Here is a 19412-nt window from a genome sequence, read left to right as displayed (position 1 = left end):
AGACATCCATTAAGGAGGCTGGAACAGATGAATACGTTAAAACAAGGTTTGAAAACCGGTCTCCTGACTACATGGAAACTCGGGAAAATTATTTTTCCGATTACGTTAATTGTCACTATGCTGAGTCAGACGTTTGTTATGGACTGGTTAACGCGGATGATGGCACCGATGATGGGGTTTATAGGCTTGTCCGGTGAATCGGCTATCCCGCTCGTCCTTGGAAATGTCCTTAATCTCTACGCGGCTATCGGCGCCATGCTGACCATGGACCTTACGGTGAAACAAGTTTTTATACTGGCAGTCATGCTGTCTTTTTCTCATAACTTATTCGTAGAATCAGCTGTTGCCAAGCAAGTAGGGCTGAAAATATGGGTGGTTTTGCTTGTTCGTATTGGTCTGGCTCTTGTTTCAGCCTGGCTAATCCACATTTTTTGGCAGGGCGGAAGTGAAAAAGCGAGCTACGGATTTGTGCCTTCCGGGGGAACAGAGAATATTGAAGGTTACGGAGCCATTGCCCTTTACGGGATGGAGAGCGCTATAATAGGCATTCTCCAGCTGGCGGCCATAGTTATTCCGATAATGGTTTTCATTCAGATTATGAAAGACTTGCAATGGCTTCAGGTCTTTTCTAAGTGGATGACGCCATTTACAAAAGTGCTGGGAGTGAAACCAAATACGTCTACCACGCTTGCGGCGGGGCTGACGTTCGGCCTTGCTTACGGTGCAGGTGTCATGATTCAGGCAGCGAAAGAAGACGGTGTAAGCAAGAAAGATCTTTATTTAGTATTTATTTTTCTTGTGGCCTGCCACGCAGTTATTGAAGACACGCTGCTGTTTGCACCTCTCGGCATTCCGCTATGGCCTCTCCTGCTCGTAAGACTCGTGGTGGCTATACTGCTTACTGTCACCGTAGCCTTTGTCTGGAACAGGCTTGAGAAAAAACAGGAAAATGAAGAGACTGAAACGGCCTCGGTGTCTTATTCACAACGTTCGTAAAAGATTTTGACAGCTGGGAAAGGATGCATAAATAATGACGAAAAAAATAGATACACTATTATTTGATTTGGACGGCACATTAATTAATACGATCGATTTAATTGTCGCCTCGTTTCTGCATACGATGGAGACGTATTACCCGGGAGAGTACTGCAGGGAAGATGTGATTCACTTTATAGGACCGCCCCTTTCTGAAACTTTTACTAAACTCGATCCTTCTAAAGTGGAGGACATGACGAGGACTTACCGGGCATTTAACCACGAGAAGCACGATGAGCTTGTAGAAGAGTATGAAGGTGTAAGAGAAACCTTGGAAATCCTTCACGAAAACGAATTTAAAATGGCGGTTGTCACGACAAAACGCAGGGAAACGGCTGTTAAAGGATTAAAGCTGCTGGAAATGGAAAAATTCTTCCCTGTTGTTGTCTCGCTTGATGATGTCACTAACTATAAACCGGATCCGGAACCTCTTGAAAAAGCATTGAACGGCCTCAACTCTTCAGCTGAAAAGGCTGTGATGGTAGGTGACAGTGAACATGATATTCTCGGAGGCAAAAACACAGGCACACAAACAGCCGGGGTAGCCTGGAGTGTTAAGGGCAGGGAGCATCTGGAGTCCTATAAACCGGACGTAATGCTCAATCATATGCCGGATTTACTTGATTTTCTCGGAATTAAGAACAGCGTGAAGCAAAATTAAATTCGTCTGAGGCAGGTGGGCATGATGGGACGCAACACAGAGCGCCATCCCGTAAAAGAAGCCAATTCATTATGGCAAGTCTATAAAACGGTTCCTTTCCTAAAAGTGGTCAAAAACTTTATCGTTATCCAGCTGGCCCGCTATACTCCCTTTTTGTCTATGAAAAACTGGCTTTACCGGACCTTCCTGCGCATGAAAGTAGGCGATCAGGCGGCGGTCGCTCTGATGGTGATGATGGATGTGATGTTTCCCGAGAGAATATCAATTGGGAAAAATTCTGTTATAGGGTATAACACGACCATACTGGCTCATGAATATTTAATTGATGAATACCGGCTCGGAGATGTTAACATTGGGGATAATGTGATGATCGGAGCAAATACGACTATCCTGCCTGGCGTGACAATTGGCGATGGCGCCATCGTCTCAGCCGGCACGCTTGTCCATAAAGATGTTCTGCCCGGCACATTCGTCGGAGGCAACCCGATGCAGACAATCAGGACAAAAGAACAAATGCAGAAGCAGCGGCCCATGTAAAGCCGCTGCTTTTTTGTAAATAACTGGGGGGTCTGACCCCCCAGTTATTTCCTGGAACGTTTTTCTGTTGACTCGAGGGGGATTCCCTTGTAGACTACTAAATAAGGTCTTTATCACTCTATCACATTAGTGAGATAAAGCGAAAGCCGGAATTTTATAATTAAATCCTCAAAAACTGTCAGGGGAAAATACGTATGATACATAAGGCATAAGAGGTGTGAGAGCAGATTATGTTCTCCTGGTAAGAAGACAGATAAGCTTTATGAGATAAGGAAGGTGGGCAACACTATGTCAAAGTTATTTATGTTCGAGAAACCGCTCGGGATGCGTGATACCCTTCCTGAGTTATATCAATTGAAAAGACAAGTGAAAGACGCTATATCGAGCGAGGTGTCTCTCTGGGGGTATGAACCAATTGAAACACCGACGCTTGAATTTTATGAAACGGTAGGAGCCGCCTCAGCCACCCTTGACCAGCAGCTGTTTAAACTGCTTGACCAGCAGGGGAATACGCTCGTTTTGCGGCCGGATATGACAGCGCCGATTGCCCGTATTGCAGCCTCTACTTTAAATCAAGCCGACCGGCCTTTAAGACTCACTTATGACGCGCCTGTATTCAGAGCTCAGCAGCGTGAAGGCGGAAAACCGGCAGAATTCGAACAGGTAGGAGTGGAACTGATTGGCGACCAGTCAAGCAGTGCCGACGCGGAAGTAATTTCGCTTATGATGGCCTCACTTGAACGGGCAGGGACCGCATCTTACCGGATTGCTGTAGGCCATATTGGTTTTGTGAACGCTCTTCTTCGTGAAGTGCTTGGAAATGACGAGCGCGCCGGACGGTTCCGCCGTTATTTATATGAAAAAAATTATGTAGGCTTCAGACAGGAAGTTGAAAAGCTCCCGCTCTCTTCTATTGATAAGCGCCGGCTCTTCCAGCTGCTCAGATTAAAAGGCGGACCGGAAATCCTCAGTCAGGCAGATGAGCTTGTGGAATCCGCCGAAGCGAAAGAGGCTCTTCAGCAGCTGAATAACTTAATTTCTATTCTTGAGTCTTACGATCTCTCAGACAAACTGATTATTGACTTAAACCTGGTAATGCATATGAGCTATTATACAGGCACTGTTTTTGAAGCGTACAGTGAAGGTTTGGGGTACCCTGTCGGCAGCGGGGGCAGGTATGACCAGCTGCTCGACCAGTTTGACCACCACGAACCGGCTACCGGGTTCGGGCTCAGACTTGACCGCCTGACTGAAGCGCTCGGGAAAGAAAAAGAGCCAGTCACAAAAGACACGTGTCTTATTTTCAGCCATGACCGCCGAAAAGAGGCCATGCAAAAAGCTAAACAGCTGCGCCAGGATGGACAGGCGGTTGTCATGCAGGAACTGACAGGGGTTAAAGATGTCGATGCCTACTCTGCACAGTTCCAGGACGTTATTTACTATATTGGCACCAATGGAAATGGAGGTGCGTCTAAATGAGCAATGAAAATCTGACAGTTGCGATGCCAAAAGGCCGTATTTTTGACGAAGCAGTGGAGTTACTAAGAAAAGCAGGCTATTCTCTCCCGCCGGAATTTGAAGAGTCCCGGAAGTTAATAATAGAAGTACCTGAGGCAGGCATGCGATTTATTCTCGCCAAACCAATGGACGTTCCGACTTATGTGGAACACGGCGTAGCGGATGTCGGGGTCGCTGGGAAAGATGTCATGATAGAAGAAAAACGGGACATTTACGAAGTTCTCGACCTTAAAATCAGTGCGTGCTATATGGCGGTGGCCTCTTTGCCGTCTTACAACCCGAATTCTGAAGTAGCCCCTAAAATTGCTTCTAAATATCCGAACCTGACGAGCGAATACTTCCGCGAACAGGGGGAACAAGTCGAGATTATAAAGCTGAACGGTTCAATTGAGCTCGCACCGATTATCGGGCTTGCGGACAGAATCGTTGATATTGTCTCTACAGGCCAGACGCTGAAAGAAAACGGACTTGTGGAACTTGAAACAATGATGCCTATTACGTCACGTTTTATTGTGAACCCTGTCAGTTACCGGACAAAATCTGCTGAAATTGATGAGATGGTCGACCGGCTGGCTGATGTGATTGCTGCAAAAGAAGGGAGAGAGTGACCCGATGAAAATTATCCCGCTCCGAGAAGATGTGTCTTTAAAACGGTCAATTGACCAGGGAACAGAAAAGCAGCGCCAGTCCGTTGTTTCCATCTTACAGGATGTTAAAGAAAGAGGAGATGCTGCACTCAGGCATTACACTAACGAATTTGACGGTGTGGACCTGCCGGAAACCCGTGTTTCTGCTCAGGAGATAGAAGAAGCTTATACGGCTGTCAGTGATGAAACGTTGGAGATTATCCGTGAAGCGATTGATAATATCCGTGATTTTCACGAGCGTCAGGTCCAGCAGTCGTGGATTACGACCAAAGAAGACGGCACCATGCTTGGCCAGAAGGTCACTCCTCTTGAGGCAGCAGGTGTCTATGTGCCCGGGGGACGGGCAGCCTATCCATCCTCGATTATTATGAACGTCGTTCCCGCCCAGGTCGCTGGGGTCAGACGGATCGTCATGACTTCTCCGCCGCAGAAAAACGGCAAGCTGTCTGATATTGTACTTGTTACAGCCAATGAGCTGGGAGTAAAAGAAATATTTAAAACAGGCGGAGCACAGGCCGTTGGTGCGTTAGCTTACGGAACGGAAACCATTAACCCTGTTGATAAAATCGTCGGGCCTGGAAACATCTTCGTCGCTCTGGCGAAACAGCTTGTTTTCGGAACAGTTGATATCGATATGATTGCAGGGCCAAGTGAAGTGGCCATTCTTGCTGACAGGACAGGGAAGCCGTCTTACATAGCCGCTGATCTTCTCTCGCAGGCAGAGCACGATCCAATGTCTTCTGCTGTCCTTGTCACTGACAATAAAGAGCTGGCCGAAAAAGTATCTGAAGAAGTAACAAAACAGCTTGAAACACTGCCGAAAAAAGACATCGCAAAGGCATCAATTGATGACTACGGGGCTGTATACGTGGCGGAAACGATGGAACAGGCTATCGAAGCGGTCAATGAGCTGGCTGCCGAGCATCTCGAAGTACACACCGAAGATCCCTGGGCCATCCTTCCGCAAATCCGCCACGCAGGAGCAATCTTTCTAGGCGAAAACAGTTCCGAGCCTGTCGGAGACTATTTTGCAGGCCCGAACCATGTCCTGCCGACCAACGGTACCGCACGGTTTTCCAGTCCGTTGAATGTGGAAGATTTCACTAAAAAATCGAGTATCATTTCATACAGCAAAGAAGCCGTCAAAAACAACGGTAGAAAAATAGCGGCTTTTGCCCGCCTCGAAGATTTAGAAGCCCATGCGAGGGCTGTGGAAAAACGATTGGAGGAATACAATGACTAACCGCCAGGCATCAAAATCACGTAAAACAAATGAGACAGATATTCAGCTGAATTTTACAATCGACGGTGAAGGGAATGCCGATTTAAGAACTGACGTGCCGTTTATGACACATATGCTTGACTTGTTTACCCGCCACGGCTTGTTTGACTTATCATTAACAGCCAAGGGTGACACGGAAATAGACGACCATCATACGACAGAAGATATCGGCATTGTGTTAGGTGAAGCTTTAAAAGAAGCCTTGCAGGATAAAAAGGGTATTCGCCGCTACGGTAATGCGTTTGTTCCAATGGATGACGCCCTTGCCCAAGTTGTCATTGACTTAAGCAACCGCCCGCACTTTGAGCTGCGCGGAGATATTCCCCAGGCGAAAGTCGGTACATTTGATACAGAGCTTGTAGAAGAGTTTTTATGGAAGCTTGCTCTGGAAGCCCGGATGAACCTGCATGTGATCGTCCATTACGGGACGAATACGCACCATATAATTGAAGCGGTCTTTAAAGCACTTGGCCGTGCCCTTGATGAGGCGACTCAGCTTGACCCGCGGGTTAAAGGAGTCCCTTCAACGAAAGGAAGTTTATCATGATCGGGATTATTGATTACGGGATGGGCAATCTGCACAGTGTAACTAAAGCGCTGGAGCGGCTTGGCCATCAGCCGTTTTTATCAGAGGAGCCAGAAGAGCTGGCAAAAGCATCCAAACTGATTCTTCCCGGGGTCGGCTCATTCAGGGACGGAATGGCAGAGCTGGAAAAGAGGGGCCTGACACCTTTTATTAAACAATGGGCAGCGGATAATAAACCCCTTTTCGGAATTTGTTTAGGAATGCAGCTTCTGTTTGAAGAGAGTGAAGAAAACGGTAAAACCCAGGGCCTCAAAATTCTCCCGGGGCATGTCCGCCGTTTTAAAAACGGAGATTATAAAGTGCCACATATGGGATGGAACAGACTGAATTTCGAGCAGCCGGAGCATCCTGTTCTGGATAAAGTTCCTGATGGCCACGTCTATTTTGTCCACTCTTACTTTGTCCAGGAAGGATCACCGGAAGTACTCGTGGCAACGGCGGATTATGCCGGAGAGAGGGTGCCGGCGGTGGTCGGACGAGGTGAAATATGGGGAGCACAGTTTCATCCTGAAAAAAGCAGTGTCCTCGGTATGCGAATGCTGAAAAATTTTATCGACAAAGAAGGAGTGGCGGACCATGACTGACTTTACTATTTATCCTGCAATAGATATTCGCGGAGGAAAATGCGTCCGTCTTCTTCAAGGAGATTATGATAAAGAGACAGTCTACGGCGATTCCCCGTTTGCAATGGCTTCAAGCTTTGAGAAAAAAGGCGCGAAGTGGATCCATATGGTGGATTTAGACGGTGCTAAAAAAGGAGAGCCTGTTAATCACACAGAAGTTCTTCGGGCTGCTTCCGAATTGGACGCGAGCGTACAGGTGGGCGGAGGCATAAGGACCCCGCAGGATGTGAAGACGTATTTGGAAGCGGGTGTCTCCCGTGTCATACTGGGCAGTTCGGCTATCTCGGACCCCGGGTTTGTGAAAGAGATGCTTAATGAGTATGGAGGCGCACGGATTGCTATCGGAATAGATGCGCGTGACGGTTATGTGGCGACACACGGCTGGCTTCAGACATCAGAAGTGAAAGCTGAAGAACTCGGTGCTGAGCTGGCGGCACAGGGAGCAGAAACATTCATTATGACGGATATTTCACGTGATGGGATGATGTCAGGACCGAATGTGGAAGCTATTGCGAACCTTGGTAAAGCGACAGGGAAGCAAGTAATCGCTTCAGGCGGGGTCAGCAGCATGAATGATTTGAAAGAACTGATCACCCGGAAAAATGACGGCATAGCCGGAGCTATTATCGGAAAAGCATTATATACTGATAAAATCCGCCTTGAAGACGCCGTAAGGGAGGTGCGCTGATAATGCTTACAAAGCGTATTATTCCGTGTCTTGATGTTAAAGAAGGCCGGGTCGTAAAAGGCGTGCAATTTGTCAATCTCCGTGATGCCGGTGATCCGGTTGAACTTGCAGCTTTTTATGATGAACAGATGGCGGATGAATTGGTGTTTCTTGATATTTCTGCTTCCCATGAAGGCAGGGAAACAATGGTCGATGTGGTGGAAGAGGTCGCGGGAAAACTTGCTATTCCGTTTACTGTAGGCGGAGGGATAAACACAGTGGCTGACATGAGGCGCATTCTCCGGGCCGGCGCTGATAAGGTATCCCTTAATACAGCTGCTGTCAAACGGCCTGAACTGATCCGTGAAGGCGCTGATTTTTTTGGAACCCAGTGTATCGTCGTCGCTATTGATGCGAAGTGGGACGATGAGTTGTCTTCCTGGCGCGTATATACGCACGGCGGACGTACGCCAACCGACCGGGAAGTAACGGCGTGGGCGAAAGAAGCAGTGGCCCAGGGAGCGGGGGAGATTTTACTGACAAGTATGGACGAAGACGGAGAAAAGTCAGGATTTGATGTGTCTCTTACGAAAACTGTTAGTGAAGCTGTGTCTGTCCCAGTCATTGCCTCAGGAGGAGCCGGCAATCAGGAACATTTCTATGAGGTGTTTACCGAAGGGAAAGCTGATGCAGCACTTGCCGCCTCCATTTTTCATTATCGCGAAACGTCTGTAGCTGAAGTGAAGAAGTATTTAAAAGAGAAAGGGCTGGAAATTCGATGACCGAACTGTCTTTTGATAAAAACGGGCTCATTCCGGCCATCGTACAGGACCATCAGTCAAAACAGGTCCTGACGCTGGCGTATATGAATGAAGAGTCACTGAACAAAACAATGGAAACAGGAGAAACGTGGTTTTACAGCCGTTCCAGGCAGGAGTTATGGCATAAAGGAGCCACCTCCGGAAACACTCAGAAAGTTAATGAAATACGGTATGACTGTGACCAGGACGCACTGGTTATCCTTGCTGAACCGGCAGGTCCCGCCTGCCATAAAGGGGACTACAGCTGTTTTTCAGAGACGCTCTGGACAGCCGGCGATGTGAACAGTCCTGCAGATGCTTTAGAGAAAGAGAACTCTTCTTCAACAGACCAACAGGACAGGTTTGCCATTTTCAATGAACTGGAGAGTGTCATTGCAGCCCGGGAAGCGGAGCGCCCTGAAGGCTCTTACACGACTTACCTATTTGAGGAAGGCGTCGATAAAATTCTGAAAAAAGTCGGCGAAGAAGCGTCAGAAGTGATTATCGCTGCTAAAAACAGGGATAAAGAAGAGCTGACTTGGGAAAGTGCCGACTTACTGTACCATTGGCTCGTTCTTCTGCGTGAACAAAACCTTCCTATCGATGATGTTCTTAGACGGTTAGCCGACCGCCATTCCGGTAAAAAATAGCAGCCGGTCTTTTTAATGACAAAACCCTGAAGCAGCTTTCAGCTGCCTCAGGGTTTTAGTGTTGTATGGCCTGTCAGGCGTTTTTACCGAGTTCGGCTTCTTCAGAGTGTTTCTTAATGAGATCCGCAGTGAGCTGGCCTGAAAGAGTTACCATCGGTACCCCGCCTCCCGGGTGGGTCGAACCACCGGTAAAATAAAGGTTTTCGTAAACCGAGCTTTTTGAAGGGATTTTAAACCCGCCATTCGTCCCTTTATTAGAAGCGATCCCGTAAATTGAGCCGCCAGTGGAACCGTATAACTCTTCAAGAGTATCCGGCGTAAATTCATACTCAAATTCTATCGAATCACGCAAACCTTCCATGCCCATCCGTTCCAGCTTATCAAGGATGACTTCCCGGTATTTATCCCAGTCAGCTTTTTTCTTCATAGCTGTCTTAGGAGGCACATGGGTCAGCACGAATAAATTCTCTTTCCCCTGAGGCGCCTGGCTTGGATCCGATTTAGAAGAGATACCAATGTAGACAGTCGGATCATCCGCAGGAACTCCTTTCTCAAATATCTGCTTAAATTCCTTCTCAGGATCTTCAGAGAAAAAGAAATTATGATGCTTGAGATTTTTAAACTCTTTGTTGACACCGAGTAATAGAACTTGCCCTGAAACAGTCGGATCAAACGTTTTTGTAAGCTGTTTTATTTCTTTTTTAGTACGGCTGTTTTTAGGGAGGAGCGTTTTATACGCCGGGATGACTTCGAGATTCGACACTACGACATCTGCCTCGAAAAACTCGCCTTCTTCAGTAACAACGCCTTTAGCCGTTCCTTCTTCTTCCACAACGTGTGAAACGGGGCAGTCTGTATGAACCTCCGCCCGAAGTTCATCGAGTACAGCTTTCATGCCTTTCGCAATGTTATACATGCCGCCTTTAACATAGTATATTCCAAGGCCGAGCTGGACGTAGACAAGCTGGTTAAGTATGGCCGGGGCCTGATATGGATTAGAACCGACATACATAACGAAAAAGTTAAAAAGCTGTTCCAGATGCTTGTTTTTAAAATGCTTCTTTGTTCCGTCTGCTACTGTATGGAAAGGGTCCATAGCAAGCAGTTCTTTTAGTGTATGCTGAGCTTTTAGTTCTTTTAAACCTGTAATGCTCGTCTTGTAAAAGCTTTTCATACAAATATCGTACATATCCTGTGAATATGCAAGAAATTTCATAAACGATGAATCAGGGTCAGGCTTTACTTTCCGCATTTCTTCCAGCATTTCCGGCAAATCGGATAACACATCAATACTTGTCCCATCCTCATAAAACGTCCGCCACTGCGGTTCAATACGTTCTATCTCAATGTAATCTTCCAGCTTTCTATGGACGCTTTCAAAAAGCTGCTCAAGAACCCATGGCATCGTTAAAATAGAGGGACCGGTATCGAAAGTATATCCTTTTCCTGAGCGGCGGTTTAACTTTCCGCCTATGTTTTCATTTTTCTCCAGAACAGTCACATCGTAGCCGTCTCCTGCCAATCGGATTGCAGAAGAAAGACCGGCCAGTCCTGCCCCAATCACCACAGCTTTCTTTTTATGCTGCATGACATGCACCTCCACTAATATAAAATTATGAATTAATCAGTATAAAAAAGGGATGAGCCGGTATCGTGAACCTGCCCAGTCTTTATACTCTTCACCGAATGTTTCTGTCAGCATTTTTTCTTCCAGTCTTATACGTCTAAGTAAAAAAGGCATAAAAACAATAAATACAAGTAACAGCCCGGCTATGCTCCCCATCGATGTACTAATTCCAAGGAGGATAAAAAATAATCCGGTATACAATGGATGACGCATCATGCGGAAAGGACCCGAGCTGACGATCGTATCCTCTTCCGCCACATTAACATGGCGTGTGAACTGCTTTCCAAGCTTAATTATTCCCCAATAACGGAGCCCCGTCCCGGTCCCGTAAATAAGGAGGCCGACCCATAACACCAATGAAGACTCTATAAGCCAGATATTCAGTTCCCTGGAAAAGACGGAGGCAGTTATGACTGCCAATACTGAAAGAAGAATTCCTGAAAACGTAAAGGTTTCTTCAGATTTTTTCTTCTCGCCTGGTTTCCGGTTTCTAAAGACAATAAATTCAGCGAGCCAGATAAAAGTAATAATGAAAAAAATGATGTTATGAATAGTCATTTCTATCCTCCCTGTTTTTATACTCAACGGAAAATTCAGAGCTGTGAAAGAAATAAGTATAAAAAGTTCAAAGATTATAATGGGACTTGGCGGTAAGCTTTCTAATACCAGGCGGTTTAAGGGAAGATAATAAGGCGAAACTGTTAAAAGACTCTAATATAGTTAATTACCCTTTCAAAAAATTCTTAATCTTATATTTTGATGCTTCTTCTTCGGATAAAAGCCGAGCCGCGTTGTCCGTTCATTGTCTCCGTGTTATACTTCAACTAGGTTAAGGCGAAAATTGGAGAAAAAAGTCAAATTAACGTATAGAATTTTGTATAAATGAAATGGAGGCACGTTGAATGCCAGGTATAGAAACGAAGGAAAAAAAGGGACAGGTCATTCCTTTTATACAGGATGGCGGTTACTTTTATAAAAAAGGAATTGAAGCATACCAGAATCAGCAAATCGAACGTGCTGTACAATATTTTAAACGGGCGATCCGTGTTGAACCGGAAGAACCGGTATTCAGCTGCCAGCTGGCTATTGTTCTATCTGAAAGAGGAGAGTATGAAGCCTCGAATGACTATCTGACTAAAATAAAGACTGATATTGATCCTTCGATGAGTGAATGCTATTTCTTTCTGGCTAATAATATGGCACATCTCGGAAAGTTGGAAGAAGCTAAAGAGAATCTTGAGGTATATTTAAAAATTGACGAAGAAGGCGAATTTTCTGAAGACGCGGAATCCCTTTTAGATATGGTTAATAATCAGCTGAGGGAATCTGGAGAGAAGGTTATCCCTGCCAAAGAGAAGCTGGATGATTTTCATTTTATCGGCCTTCTGAACAGCGGCAGATATGCGGAAGCCGAAGAAGAGGCAAGAAAGCAGATGGCGGCAGTCCCATCACACTGGAATCTTTATGTGTATCTGGCTGAGGCTTTAATGTACCAGAACAGGCAGAAAGAGGCTGAACAGATACTGAAAGATTTATTAGTTAAAGATGAACCGAATTTCTTAGCCCAGTGCCAGATGGCCGTGCTTCTTTACCAGAATAACGATCCCCAGGCATCAGTATGGATCTCTAATATCATTAATTTAAGGCCGATGGATCACTTTCACTGTTACTTTCTCGGCAGAAGCCTCCTCTTCGCAGGGGAGTACCAGAAGGCGTATGAATGGTACGCTAAGCTGCTGAACAAAAAACTTCTTCCTGGATTCCATGATTTTTACCACCAGATGGCGTTACTATCATGGCATACCGGTAATAAAGAGGCAGCAAGGAACTTGTGGGTAAGCATCGAGTCGGAAGAACCGGAAAAGAAGCAGCTGACTCAAACGTTTATTAAAGAAATAGATAACGGAAACGAGCCGCCCCGTGATATCAGCCGGTTTCTTTACCGGTGATTGAGCACAGGGAAGTTTAACTAATAGGGCTGGGACAAAAGAATAGGAACCTAAATGAGGTCCGGACAAAATCTTACGAATTTTGTCCGGATGTTTTTTTTGATAAAAGCTGAGATTTCAGTCCGCCAGGTGGAGGCTTGCCCAGGGGCTTGTCTACAGCTAAATCCAACTCAGCCTAAAGCTTCGTTGAATTGGATCTTCAGACTGCGCTATTCCCTTAGGCGTCCCCACCTTATGTCCTTCAATTACCGTGCTATTGAATAAAGCTGAGGTTTCAGTCCGTCAGGTGGGTGCTTGGTCTTTTTGTTTAAGGGATATTCGCAAGCTGTGGTGCTGAATCAGTGGGGGATCTCCGCCCGTGCATATAAAAAAGGCTGCCTCAAGGTCAGACATGTGGGCAGCCCCTGTTTTTTTCTGATTCAGCCTCCTTTGTCCCGTTCTTTTACTCTTTTATAATATAGTTTAACGGCCATTCCTCTGTCCCTTTTTTTACAGTCCTGTATTTCCCGCGGTTCCTCTTGCTCCTTTTTCCGGCTCTGTTAAGTCGTCTTTTAGTTAATTTATCTTTTTTCTTTGCCCTTTTAATTTTTCGGTCATCCCGTTTTGAGGTTCTCTTTTGAGGTTTTTCGGGAACTTCACTTGAGCTTGGGACCTTATTTACTTCTTTATTCGGACCTTTATCCGACTTTTGAAAACTGTTCATTTCGTTAGGTGAAAATCCAGCTGTATTTTGAAAAATATTGTTTTTGGTATCGGAACAAGTTTGAGAACCTGGAATCGTACACCGGTTAGTTCCTTCAGACTCTTTTTTGACAGACATTTGGAGCTTTTCCTGCTCAAGCCAGTAATCCAGTTCGGGAGTGTCCCATTCCTTATAAGTTTCAGGGGCCGACTCTTTAACCTGCTCTATAAAGGAGAAGAGGAAATGTCTTTCGGCCAGGTTTTCAAACAGTTCAACAGGTATCTTCTGGTCGCGCGCAAACGAGTAGACATGATCAATCACTTTAAAGCCATTTGCTGTAATGATCGTATGGCGAAGCGGCGCATCAATCTGTTTAAAGCCTGCCTTCTTCATAGTGGTCAGGATGTTCAGTAATCCTGTCGCCACTTCTTTTGAAAGAACGCGCTGCTTTTTGAGATAACTGTTTAGATCCGGTCCTAAAAGATATTCCATAACAGTATAATTTGAATCTGTCTCATACACTTTCGGAATAAAGGACAAATGTTGGGAGGACACAAGGACCTTCTGTTCCTGTTCCGCATGATTTGGTTTGCCGTAAATTTTTACACATTTATCGTCGTCAATCCGGAAGACTGCCCCTTGGTGCCCTTTTCCGACAAAAGGCAATGAAATAGCACTGTCAAACTTCACACCTTTTCCTGATCCGCCGGACTCTACCGGTATATTCCTGAAGTCAATTTTATTTCTGTCATAATAACTCTTCCATTCTTTGTACATTTCCGGCTCAAGTTTTTCAACATGCATTAAAAAAGACTCTTTTAAAAGAATATAATTTAAGTCTCTTAATAATTTGAGCGGAACCGGGTGGTCTCTTTTAAAACCGTTAACATGATCCACCACTTTAAACTCTTCATTCTCCATCACAAATATATGGCGTAAAGGGGCATCAATCATAGTAAATCCCGTTTCTTTCAGCTGTTTCAATATGCTGAGAAGCTTTTTGACAATGGATTCCGGCATAAACATCCCATTTTTCAAATAAGCCTTTAAATCAGGGCCGTCAAAATACTCCATAACGATATAATTTGTGCCTGTTTCATAAACTTCCGGCATAAAAGATAATTGTCTGCCTGCTTCAATAGCTTCCTGTTCCATTTTCGCCTGCACCGGGTCTATAAACAGTTTGACACATTTTTTTTCAGACAATTTAAAGACAGCTCCCTGGCTTCCTTTTCCTACGAGCGGATAAGAAGTAGGGTTATCAATCTCTAATTCTTTTTCTCCTTTCCTTACGGAAATGGATTTAAAATCATCCATAGTTACCACCTTCCTGTAATCATTGTGCTAACGCTTATTTCTTTCCTAAGATTTCATCATAAAATTCAGCCTGCTGGCGAAGCTGTGCTTTCTGGTCAAACTTTTGTTCAATTTTAAGCCGGGCAGCATCAGTGAATGTTTTCCATTTTGATCTGTCTGTCAGCATAAACTCAAGGGCCTCCGCCAGTTCATCCACGCTGTGTTCCTGAACGAGTATGCCTTCTTTGTCATGGGTAACTAACTCAGGAATGCCGGCATGAGAAGTTGAAATAACGGGCAAACCAAACGCCATCGCTTCTTTCAATGTATTAGGGATTCCTTCCACATCTCCATTTGACGCCTCACAGCTGGCTGCGCAAAACAAATCTGCATTTCTCATATGCTCTTGTAATTCATCTTTTGGCAGATGCTTTAACAGCTGAAAAGAGTCTCCAAGATTAAGCTGAGTGGCTAAAGAGGCGATATATTTTTCGCATTTGCCGCTTCCTATCAGCGTCAGTTTAGACTGAGGAAACTTATCTCTTATTTTATTGAATGCTTCCATTAGAATATGGTGGCCCTTCTTTTCTACCATTCTCCCAATGGATAAAATGTTGGCCGAAGATTCTCTGTAAGTTGGCTGATAAGTGTACTTGCCGAGATCTACTCCTCCGTATAATACTTTCATCTTTTCTGAAGGACAGCCCCAATTGGCTATTCTTTCTCCCAGATAATTGCATACGGGGAAGAAACTTTCACCTTCTTCAAACAGTTTTCTCATATTTGGGAGATAACCGACACGTTCTTCAGCCAGTGTCGCGTCCACCCCGCGTATGCTCGTCACGAGAGGAAGGTTTGTTTTCTTTTTAAATGGCATTAATAGTAAACCAAGCTGCCCGTGATGCGCATGCAAAAGTGAAATATTATTTTTCCTGATGTGTTCTTTCGGGGATAATATTTCATTCAGGTAATGAACTCTTTCATTTAACAAAGACATATCCGTCATATATTTCGGCTGCCGGACCAAGTGGATGTAATCATATCCGGGCACTTCCCTGATCTGAGGGATATACTGGGTGGGATCCACTCTTAAATTTAAGTGCATAACAGTAGGCATAAGATCCTGCTCCTTTCAAAACTTATAATTTCTCAGGGTTTCCAATTATGCTATGCACAGCAACTTGAATAAGCGTGGACAGCCACACACTAAATACAAAATAGTAAAAAAGTTTTCCGGTTTCCTTATTAATAGCAAAATTCGATAACAGGAAGACGCCCGGCTTAATCACTGTGATTAAACCGGGCGTCTTGTTTTTTTACAAAGATAGTTTTAAGCGGATTTCTCTTAAACCGCTAAATTAGATTGACCGGACAGGTTAAGTGCCGTTTCCAATAGAGGATCTGACCATATATTAAAAGCATAACGCCGGGAGGAGGGATAAGGACATGAAGGTATTATTCATAGGAATGGGATATGTCGGCACGACTACCGGGCTGGTCCTTGCTGAGCATGGCCATACCGTTACAGGATTCGATATAGATCAGAAAAAGATAGATTCATTAAACCAAGGTAACGTTTATTTCTATGAGCCCGGCTTGCAAAAAATTCTGAGCAGTCATTTAAATAAAAATGTCTTTTTTACAACTAACCTTAAAAAAGCTGTCGAACAGAATGACCTTATTTTTATAACTGTCGGAACTCCGTCACTTGCTAACGGAAGTGCTGATCTGAGCTATGTGAAAGATGCTGCAAAGATGATAGGCAAATATATAAACTCGGAAAAGACAGTCGTCCTGAAAAGTACGGTGCCAATTGGAACAACAGAAAAAGTACAGAAATGGATAGAAGAGGCCGCTCAAAACAACTCACCCGTTAAGACAGTTATGAATCCGGAATTTTTAAGAGAAGGAAGCGCGCTGGAAGATGCCCTTCATCCAGACCGTATTGTCATAGGAACCCATGACCGGAAAGCAGCCAATCAGCTGCGTATGCTTTATCAAAACTGGTCATGTCCGGTAATTGAAACAACACCGAAAGCTGCTGAAATGATTAAGTATGCGTCAAATTCATTTCTTGCTGCTAAAATTTCTTTTATTAATGAAATGGCCAAACTGTGTGACAAACTTCAGGTCAATATTCAGGACGTGGCACACGGAATGGGGCTTGATCCCCGGATTGGTCCTCACTTTTTAAAAGCAGGGCTGGGATACGGAGGGTCATGTTTTCCTAAAGACGTTAAGGAATTAATCTATACAGCGGACTCCTGGGAAAGCCCGTTGGAAATTTTGAATAAAGTAGAGGAAATTAACAGGAACCAGGGCGGCTATTTCATTGAAAAAATAAAGAAAAAACTGGGTTCTTTAAAAGGGAAAAAAGCAGCGTTATTCGGTTTAGCTTTTAAACCTCATACAGATGATACACGGGAGTCGGTTTCTTATTTAATAATGGAACGTTTACTGAAAGAACATGCTGAAATTAAGGTTCATGACCCTGTAGTTGAACTATCTTCTGATTGGACTAATCAGGGAGTTAAGCAATTTAAAGACCCTTATAAAGCTGCAAAATCGGCGGATGTTATTCTGATTTGCACTGATTGGCCCGAGTACGAAGAACTGGATTGGGCCAAAGTACGCCAGCTGGTTGGCAGTCCTAATATATTTGACGGGCGGAATGCCATGAATTCCAGCAATATAAAAAAGCTGGGCTTTTATTACGAAGGAATTGGCTATTTTTAATCAGCTGATGAAACAAAAATAAAAAAGGAGATTGAAGTCATGAAAGGTTTAATTCTCGGGGCAGGCAAAGGAACGAGGTTAAGGCCTTTTACCTATACGCAGCCGAAACCATTATTACCTGTCGCTAATCAGCCAGTGATCCTTTATGGACTAACTCAGTTAATGAAGCTGGGAATTAATGAAATCGGGATCGTTATTCATCCGGAACAGGAAGAGTCCTTCAAACAAGTTTTAAAGTCAGTCAATGACACGGATTTAACTGTCACTTATATTTATCAGACAGAACAGAAAGGGATTGCGCACGCAGTAATGCAGGCGAAGTCTTTTATTGGAGAACACCCATTTGTCCTGTTGCTGGGAGACAACTTAATCTGTGAACCGCTGCTGGCTTTAAGAGATCAATTCAATAAAAAGGGTATTCACAGTACTGTTTTAGTTAAAGAGGTCAGCCAGCCGGAAGATTACGGCATTGCTGAAATAAAAGATAAAAAGATTATAAATTTAGAAGAAAAACCTTCCCGCCCTAAGTCCAATTTAGCTGTAATAGGGGCTTATATATTTACTCCGCAAATATTTAAAGCTATTCAATCTATTGAACCTTCGGCAAGAGGTGAATATGAAATTACTGATGCTATACAGTGGCTCATTGACCACAAGTACCGGGTTAACTATGTCACAACAGGGAAACCGGCCTCTGATGTAGGCACTGTAGAAAGATGGCTTGAAGCTAACAGATGGATGCTTCAGATGGAAAACAAAGAAGGTTTATGCGAGGTTAAAGAAAAAGCTCAAGACTCAATTATTATTCCTCCTGTAAAAATAGGGAAAAACAGTAAAATTAAACAGTCCGTCATTGGTCCGTATGTCTCTGTTGATTCTGGTGCGCAGATCGAAAAATGCAGCATTAGAAACAGTGTGGTGTTAAAAGGCGCCCGGTTGGAAAATGTTCCTTTTGAAATTTCAGACAGTATCGTTGGAGAGGGAGCGAGCGTGTCTGGAAGCCGTGATGATGAATCGCATATAAGCGGCATATTCCCGGATGAGTCTTCCTTAATTATCCCGGATAAACAAACAACTTTTAAGAAGAAAGAGGGAGGAACATGAAAAAGGCGATCGTAACGGGGAGTGCCGGTTTTGTCGGTTCAACACTTACGGAGCGTTTATTAAAGGAAGGTTACACGGTAACCGGGATAGACTGTTTAACGGATAATTACGACAAAAGCATAAAGTTGAAAAATATAGCTCCCTTTAAACATCATAAAAACTTTAAATTTATTAATAAAAACCTTCTTGAGATTGATCTGAAAACGCTGGTAAGTGACCATGATTATGTGTTTCACCAGGCGGGACTGCCGGGAGTCAGGAAAAGCTGGGGGGAGGATTTTCTCCAGTATGTCAGCCATAATATATATGCCACTCAGAAAATACTTGAAGCTGTTAAAGGCAGTCGTGTTAAAAAGATGATTTATGCTTCCTCTTCCTCCATTTACGGCTCCATGAACGGTCCGACCGGGGAAGAAAAGCTGCCCGCGCCGTTTTCGCCGTATGGAGTCACTAAATTATCGGCCGAGCATTTGTGTCACTTATATTATCAAAATTACGGCATACCAGTCGTATCATTAAGGTATTTTACAGTATTCGGACCAAGGCAGAGGCCTGACATGGCAATTCACCAGTTTATAAAAAGTACACTTGAAGAAAAACCAATCACTGTTTACGGAGAGGGAAAACAGACGAGGGATTTCACTTATATAAAAGACGCAGTTGATGCAAATATGAGAGCGATGGCGTTCGGGAAACCGGGAGAGGCATATAATATTGGGGGAGGGTCGCGGGTCGGTTTAATGGACCTTATCACATTGATTGAAAGTGCTGGCGGAAAGAAAGCAAAAGTCATTCATACTCCCGAACAGCCAGGCGATGCGGCGCATACGTGGGCGGATATTGCGAAAGCTGAAAAAGACTTCGGCTACTGTCCGGTATATTCTCTGGAAAAAGGGCTCTATCATCAAACCTCGCACATCCGTACTCTTTATAATTTATAGACTAAACACTATTCTTCTTCCTTCCGGCGCCTCCCCCGGTCTTTACTAACTTGAAGAAAGTTAATTTTTAT

19 protein-coding genes are annotated in these 19412 nt (G+C 44.4%); 15 read left to right on the top strand and 4 right to left on the bottom strand.

The window, feature by feature from the left end; all coding sequences use genetic code 11:
* Nucleotides 1-27: 27 nt before the first annotated feature.
* The 11 genes from K8O68_RS11975 (at nucleotide 28) to hisIE (ending at nucleotide 9006) form a co-directional block, all read left to right on the top strand.
* A complete protein-coding gene (locus K8O68_RS11975) occupies nucleotides 28-996 on the top strand; it encodes a nucleoside recognition domain-containing protein (protein WP_230897112.1) in 969 nt (322 codons plus the stop codon).
* Nucleotides 997-1030: 34 nt separating this feature from the next.
* Complete coding sequence (gene ppaX, locus K8O68_RS11970; protein WP_230897111.1) at nucleotides 1031-1696, top strand: pyrophosphatase PpaX; 666 nt, start codon at nucleotides 1031-1033, stop codon at nucleotides 1694-1696.
* Nucleotides 1697-1720: 24 nt separating this feature from the next.
* Nucleotides 1721-2233: an acyltransferase gene (locus K8O68_RS11965; RefSeq protein ID WP_230897174.1), complete on the top strand. Its 513-nt coding sequence runs from the start codon at nucleotides 1721-1723 to the stop codon at nucleotides 2231-2233.
* Nucleotides 2234-2521: 288 nt separating this feature from the next.
* Complete coding sequence (locus K8O68_RS11960; protein ID WP_230897110.1) at nucleotides 2522-3712, top strand: ATP phosphoribosyltransferase regulatory subunit; 1191 nt, start codon at nucleotides 2522-2524, stop codon at nucleotides 3710-3712.
* The gene (hisG, locus tag K8O68_RS11955) at nucleotides 3709-4359 is read left to right on the top strand and encodes an ATP phosphoribosyltransferase (RefSeq protein WP_093056071.1); all 651 of its coding nucleotides are present in this window, start codon (nucleotides 3709-3711) and stop codon (nucleotides 4357-4359) included. Before K8O68_RS11960 ends, hisG begins: the two co-directional genes overlap by 4 nt.
* Before the next feature lie 4 nt (nucleotides 4360-4363).
* Nucleotides 4364-5641, top strand: a complete 1278-nt coding sequence (hisD, locus tag K8O68_RS11950) for a histidinol dehydrogenase (RefSeq protein WP_230897109.1) — start codon at nucleotides 4364-4366, stop codon at nucleotides 5639-5641.
* On the top strand, nucleotides 5634-6227 hold the full coding sequence (gene hisB, locus K8O68_RS11945; RefSeq protein ID WP_230897108.1) for an imidazoleglycerol-phosphate dehydratase HisB: 594 nt from the start codon (nucleotides 5634-5636) through the stop codon (nucleotides 6225-6227). The genes hisD and hisB overlap by 8 nt, the downstream gene beginning before the upstream one ends.
* Complete coding sequence (gene hisH, locus K8O68_RS11940) at nucleotides 6224-6850, top strand: imidazole glycerol phosphate synthase subunit HisH (RefSeq protein WP_230897107.1); 627 nt, start codon at nucleotides 6224-6226, stop codon at nucleotides 6848-6850. Before hisB ends, hisH begins: the two co-directional genes overlap by 4 nt.
* Nucleotides 6843-7577, top strand: coding sequence for a 1-(5-phosphoribosyl)-5-[(5-phosphoribosylamino)methylideneamino]imidazole-4-carboxamide isomerase (hisA, locus tag K8O68_RS11935; RefSeq protein ID WP_230897106.1), 735 nt, complete (start codon nucleotides 6843-6845; stop codon nucleotides 7575-7577). Before hisH ends, hisA begins: the two co-directional genes overlap by 8 nt.
* A gap of 2 nt (nucleotides 7578-7579) precedes the next feature.
* Nucleotides 7580-8338 (top strand): imidazole glycerol phosphate synthase subunit HisF, encoded by a 759-nt coding sequence (gene hisF / locus K8O68_RS11930; protein WP_093056061.1) that lies wholly within the window; start codon nucleotides 7580-7582, stop codon nucleotides 8336-8338.
* A complete protein-coding gene (hisIE, locus tag K8O68_RS11925) occupies nucleotides 8335-9006 on the top strand; it encodes a bifunctional phosphoribosyl-AMP cyclohydrolase/phosphoribosyl-ATP diphosphatase HisIE (RefSeq protein ID WP_230897105.1) in 672 nt (223 codons plus the stop codon). The genes hisF and hisIE overlap by 4 nt, the downstream gene beginning before the upstream one ends.
* Before the next feature lie 73 nt (nucleotides 9007-9079).
* On the opposite strand, the gene K8O68_RS11920 is transcribed toward hisIE, so the two are convergent.
* Entirely contained in the window at nucleotides 9080-10594 is a 1515-nt protein-coding gene (locus K8O68_RS11920; protein ID WP_230897104.1) for a phytoene desaturase family protein, read from the bottom strand.
* A 36-nt stretch (nucleotides 10595-10630) separates the two neighbouring features.
* Nucleotides 10631-11191, bottom strand: a complete 561-nt coding sequence (locus tag K8O68_RS11915; protein ID WP_230897103.1) for a methyltransferase family protein — start codon at nucleotides 11189-11191, stop codon at nucleotides 10631-10633.
* A gap of 344 nt (nucleotides 11192-11535) precedes the next feature.
* Between K8O68_RS11915 and K8O68_RS11910 the strand changes: the two genes are divergently transcribed.
* Nucleotides 11536-12582 (top strand): tetratricopeptide repeat protein, encoded by a 1047-nt coding sequence (locus tag K8O68_RS11910; RefSeq protein ID WP_230897102.1) that lies wholly within the window; start codon nucleotides 11536-11538, stop codon nucleotides 12580-12582.
* A 442-nt stretch (nucleotides 12583-13024) separates the two neighbouring features.
* On the opposite strand, the gene K8O68_RS11905 is transcribed toward K8O68_RS11910, so the two are convergent.
* Nucleotides 13025-14581: a hypothetical protein gene (locus K8O68_RS11905; RefSeq protein ID WP_230897101.1), complete on the bottom strand. Its 1557-nt coding sequence runs from the start codon at nucleotides 14579-14581 to the stop codon at nucleotides 13025-13027.
* A 34-nt stretch (nucleotides 14582-14615) separates the two neighbouring features.
* Nucleotides 14616-15677: a glycosyltransferase gene (locus K8O68_RS11900; RefSeq protein ID WP_230897100.1), complete on the bottom strand. Its 1062-nt coding sequence runs from the start codon at nucleotides 15675-15677 to the stop codon at nucleotides 14616-14618.
* Between the two features lie 329 nt (nucleotides 15678-16006).
* Here K8O68_RS11900 and K8O68_RS11895 point away from each other — a divergent pair, with 329 nt between their 5' ends.
* Genes K8O68_RS11895 through K8O68_RS11885 form a run of 3 tightly spaced genes read left to right on the top strand, consistent with a single transcriptional unit; the run spans nucleotide 16007 to nucleotide 19341 of the window.
* Complete coding sequence (locus tag K8O68_RS11895) at nucleotides 16007-17296, top strand: UDP-glucose dehydrogenase family protein (RefSeq protein WP_230897099.1); 1290 nt, start codon at nucleotides 16007-16009, stop codon at nucleotides 17294-17296.
* Between the two features lie 39 nt (nucleotides 17297-17335).
* Entirely contained in the window at nucleotides 17336-18400 is a 1065-nt protein-coding gene (locus K8O68_RS11890) for a glucose-1-phosphate thymidylyltransferase (RefSeq protein WP_230897098.1), read from the top strand.
* Nucleotides 18397-19341 (top strand): NAD-dependent epimerase/dehydratase family protein, encoded by a 945-nt coding sequence (locus K8O68_RS11885; protein WP_230897097.1) that lies wholly within the window; start codon nucleotides 18397-18399, stop codon nucleotides 19339-19341. Before K8O68_RS11890 ends, K8O68_RS11885 begins: the two co-directional genes overlap by 4 nt.
* Nucleotides 19342-19412: the final 71 nt, after the last annotated feature.

The organism is Salipaludibacillus sp. CUR1 (assembly GCF_021028955.1).
In the GTDB taxonomy this organism is placed as follows: Bacteria; Bacillota; Bacilli; order Bacillales; family Salisediminibacteriaceae; genus Salipaludibacillus.
Note: the sequence above shows the minus strand (reverse complement) of the source record. Positions and strands in the feature narration are given on the sequence as shown.

What these genes read in the sequence shown, in the direction of transcription:
- hisG (WP_093056071.1), top strand. Translation starts at nt 3,709, where the DNA reads ATGAGCAATGAAAATCTGACAGTTGCGATGCCAAAAGGCCGTATTTTT.
- hisF (WP_093056061.1), top strand. Translation starts at nt 7,580, where the DNA reads ATGCTTACAAAGCGTATTATTCCGTGTCTTGATGTTAAAGAAGGCCGG.
- K8O68_RS11975 (WP_230897112.1), top strand. Translation starts at nt 28, where the DNA reads ATGAATACGTTAAAACAAGGTTTGAAAACCGGTCTCCTGACTACATGG.
- hisD (WP_230897109.1), top strand. Translation starts at nt 4,364, where the DNA reads ATGAAAATTATCCCGCTCCGAGAAGATGTGTCTTTAAAACGGTCAATT.
- K8O68_RS11910 (WP_230897102.1), top strand. Translation starts at nt 11,536, where the DNA reads ATGCCAGGTATAGAAACGAAGGAAAAAAAGGGACAGGTCATTCCTTTT.
- K8O68_RS11895 (WP_230897099.1), top strand. Translation starts at nt 16,007, where the DNA reads ATGAAGGTATTATTCATAGGAATGGGATATGTCGGCACGACTACCGGG.
- K8O68_RS11885 (WP_230897097.1), top strand. Translation starts at nt 18,397, where the DNA reads ATGAAAAAGGCGATCGTAACGGGGAGTGCCGGTTTTGTCGGTTCAACA.
- hisIE (WP_230897105.1), top strand. Translation starts at nt 8,335, where the DNA reads ATGACCGAACTGTCTTTTGATAAAAACGGGCTCATTCCGGCCATCGTA.
- ppaX (WP_230897111.1), top strand. Translation starts at nt 1,031, where the DNA reads ATGACGAAAAAAATAGATACACTATTATTTGATTTGGACGGCACATTA.
- K8O68_RS11890 (WP_230897098.1), top strand. Translation starts at nt 17,336, where the DNA reads ATGAAAGGTTTAATTCTCGGGGCAGGCAAAGGAACGAGGTTAAGGCCT.
- K8O68_RS11900 (WP_230897100.1), bottom strand. Translation starts at nt 15,677, where the DNA reads ATGCCTACTGTTATGCACTTAAATTTAAGAGTGGATCCCACCCAGTAT.
- hisB (WP_230897108.1), top strand. Translation starts at nt 5,634, where the DNA reads ATGACTAACCGCCAGGCATCAAAATCACGTAAAACAAATGAGACAGAT.
- hisA (WP_230897106.1), top strand. Translation starts at nt 6,843, where the DNA reads ATGACTGACTTTACTATTTATCCTGCAATAGATATTCGCGGAGGAAAA.
- K8O68_RS11905 (WP_230897101.1), bottom strand. Translation starts at nt 14,581, where the DNA reads ATGGATGATTTTAAATCCATTTCCGTAAGGAAAGGAGAAAAAGAATTA.
- K8O68_RS11960 (WP_230897110.1), top strand. Translation starts at nt 2,522, where the DNA reads ATGTCAAAGTTATTTATGTTCGAGAAACCGCTCGGGATGCGTGATACC.
- K8O68_RS11920 (WP_230897104.1), bottom strand. Translation starts at nt 10,594, where the DNA reads ATGCAGCATAAAAAGAAAGCTGTGGTGATTGGGGCAGGACTGGCCGGT.
- K8O68_RS11965 (WP_230897174.1), top strand. Translation starts at nt 1,721, where the DNA reads ATGGGACGCAACACAGAGCGCCATCCCGTAAAAGAAGCCAATTCATTA.
- hisH (WP_230897107.1), top strand. Translation starts at nt 6,224, where the DNA reads ATGATCGGGATTATTGATTACGGGATGGGCAATCTGCACAGTGTAACT.
- K8O68_RS11915 (WP_230897103.1), bottom strand. Translation starts at nt 11,191, where the DNA reads ATGACTATTCATAACATCATTTTTTTCATTATTACTTTTATCTGGCTC.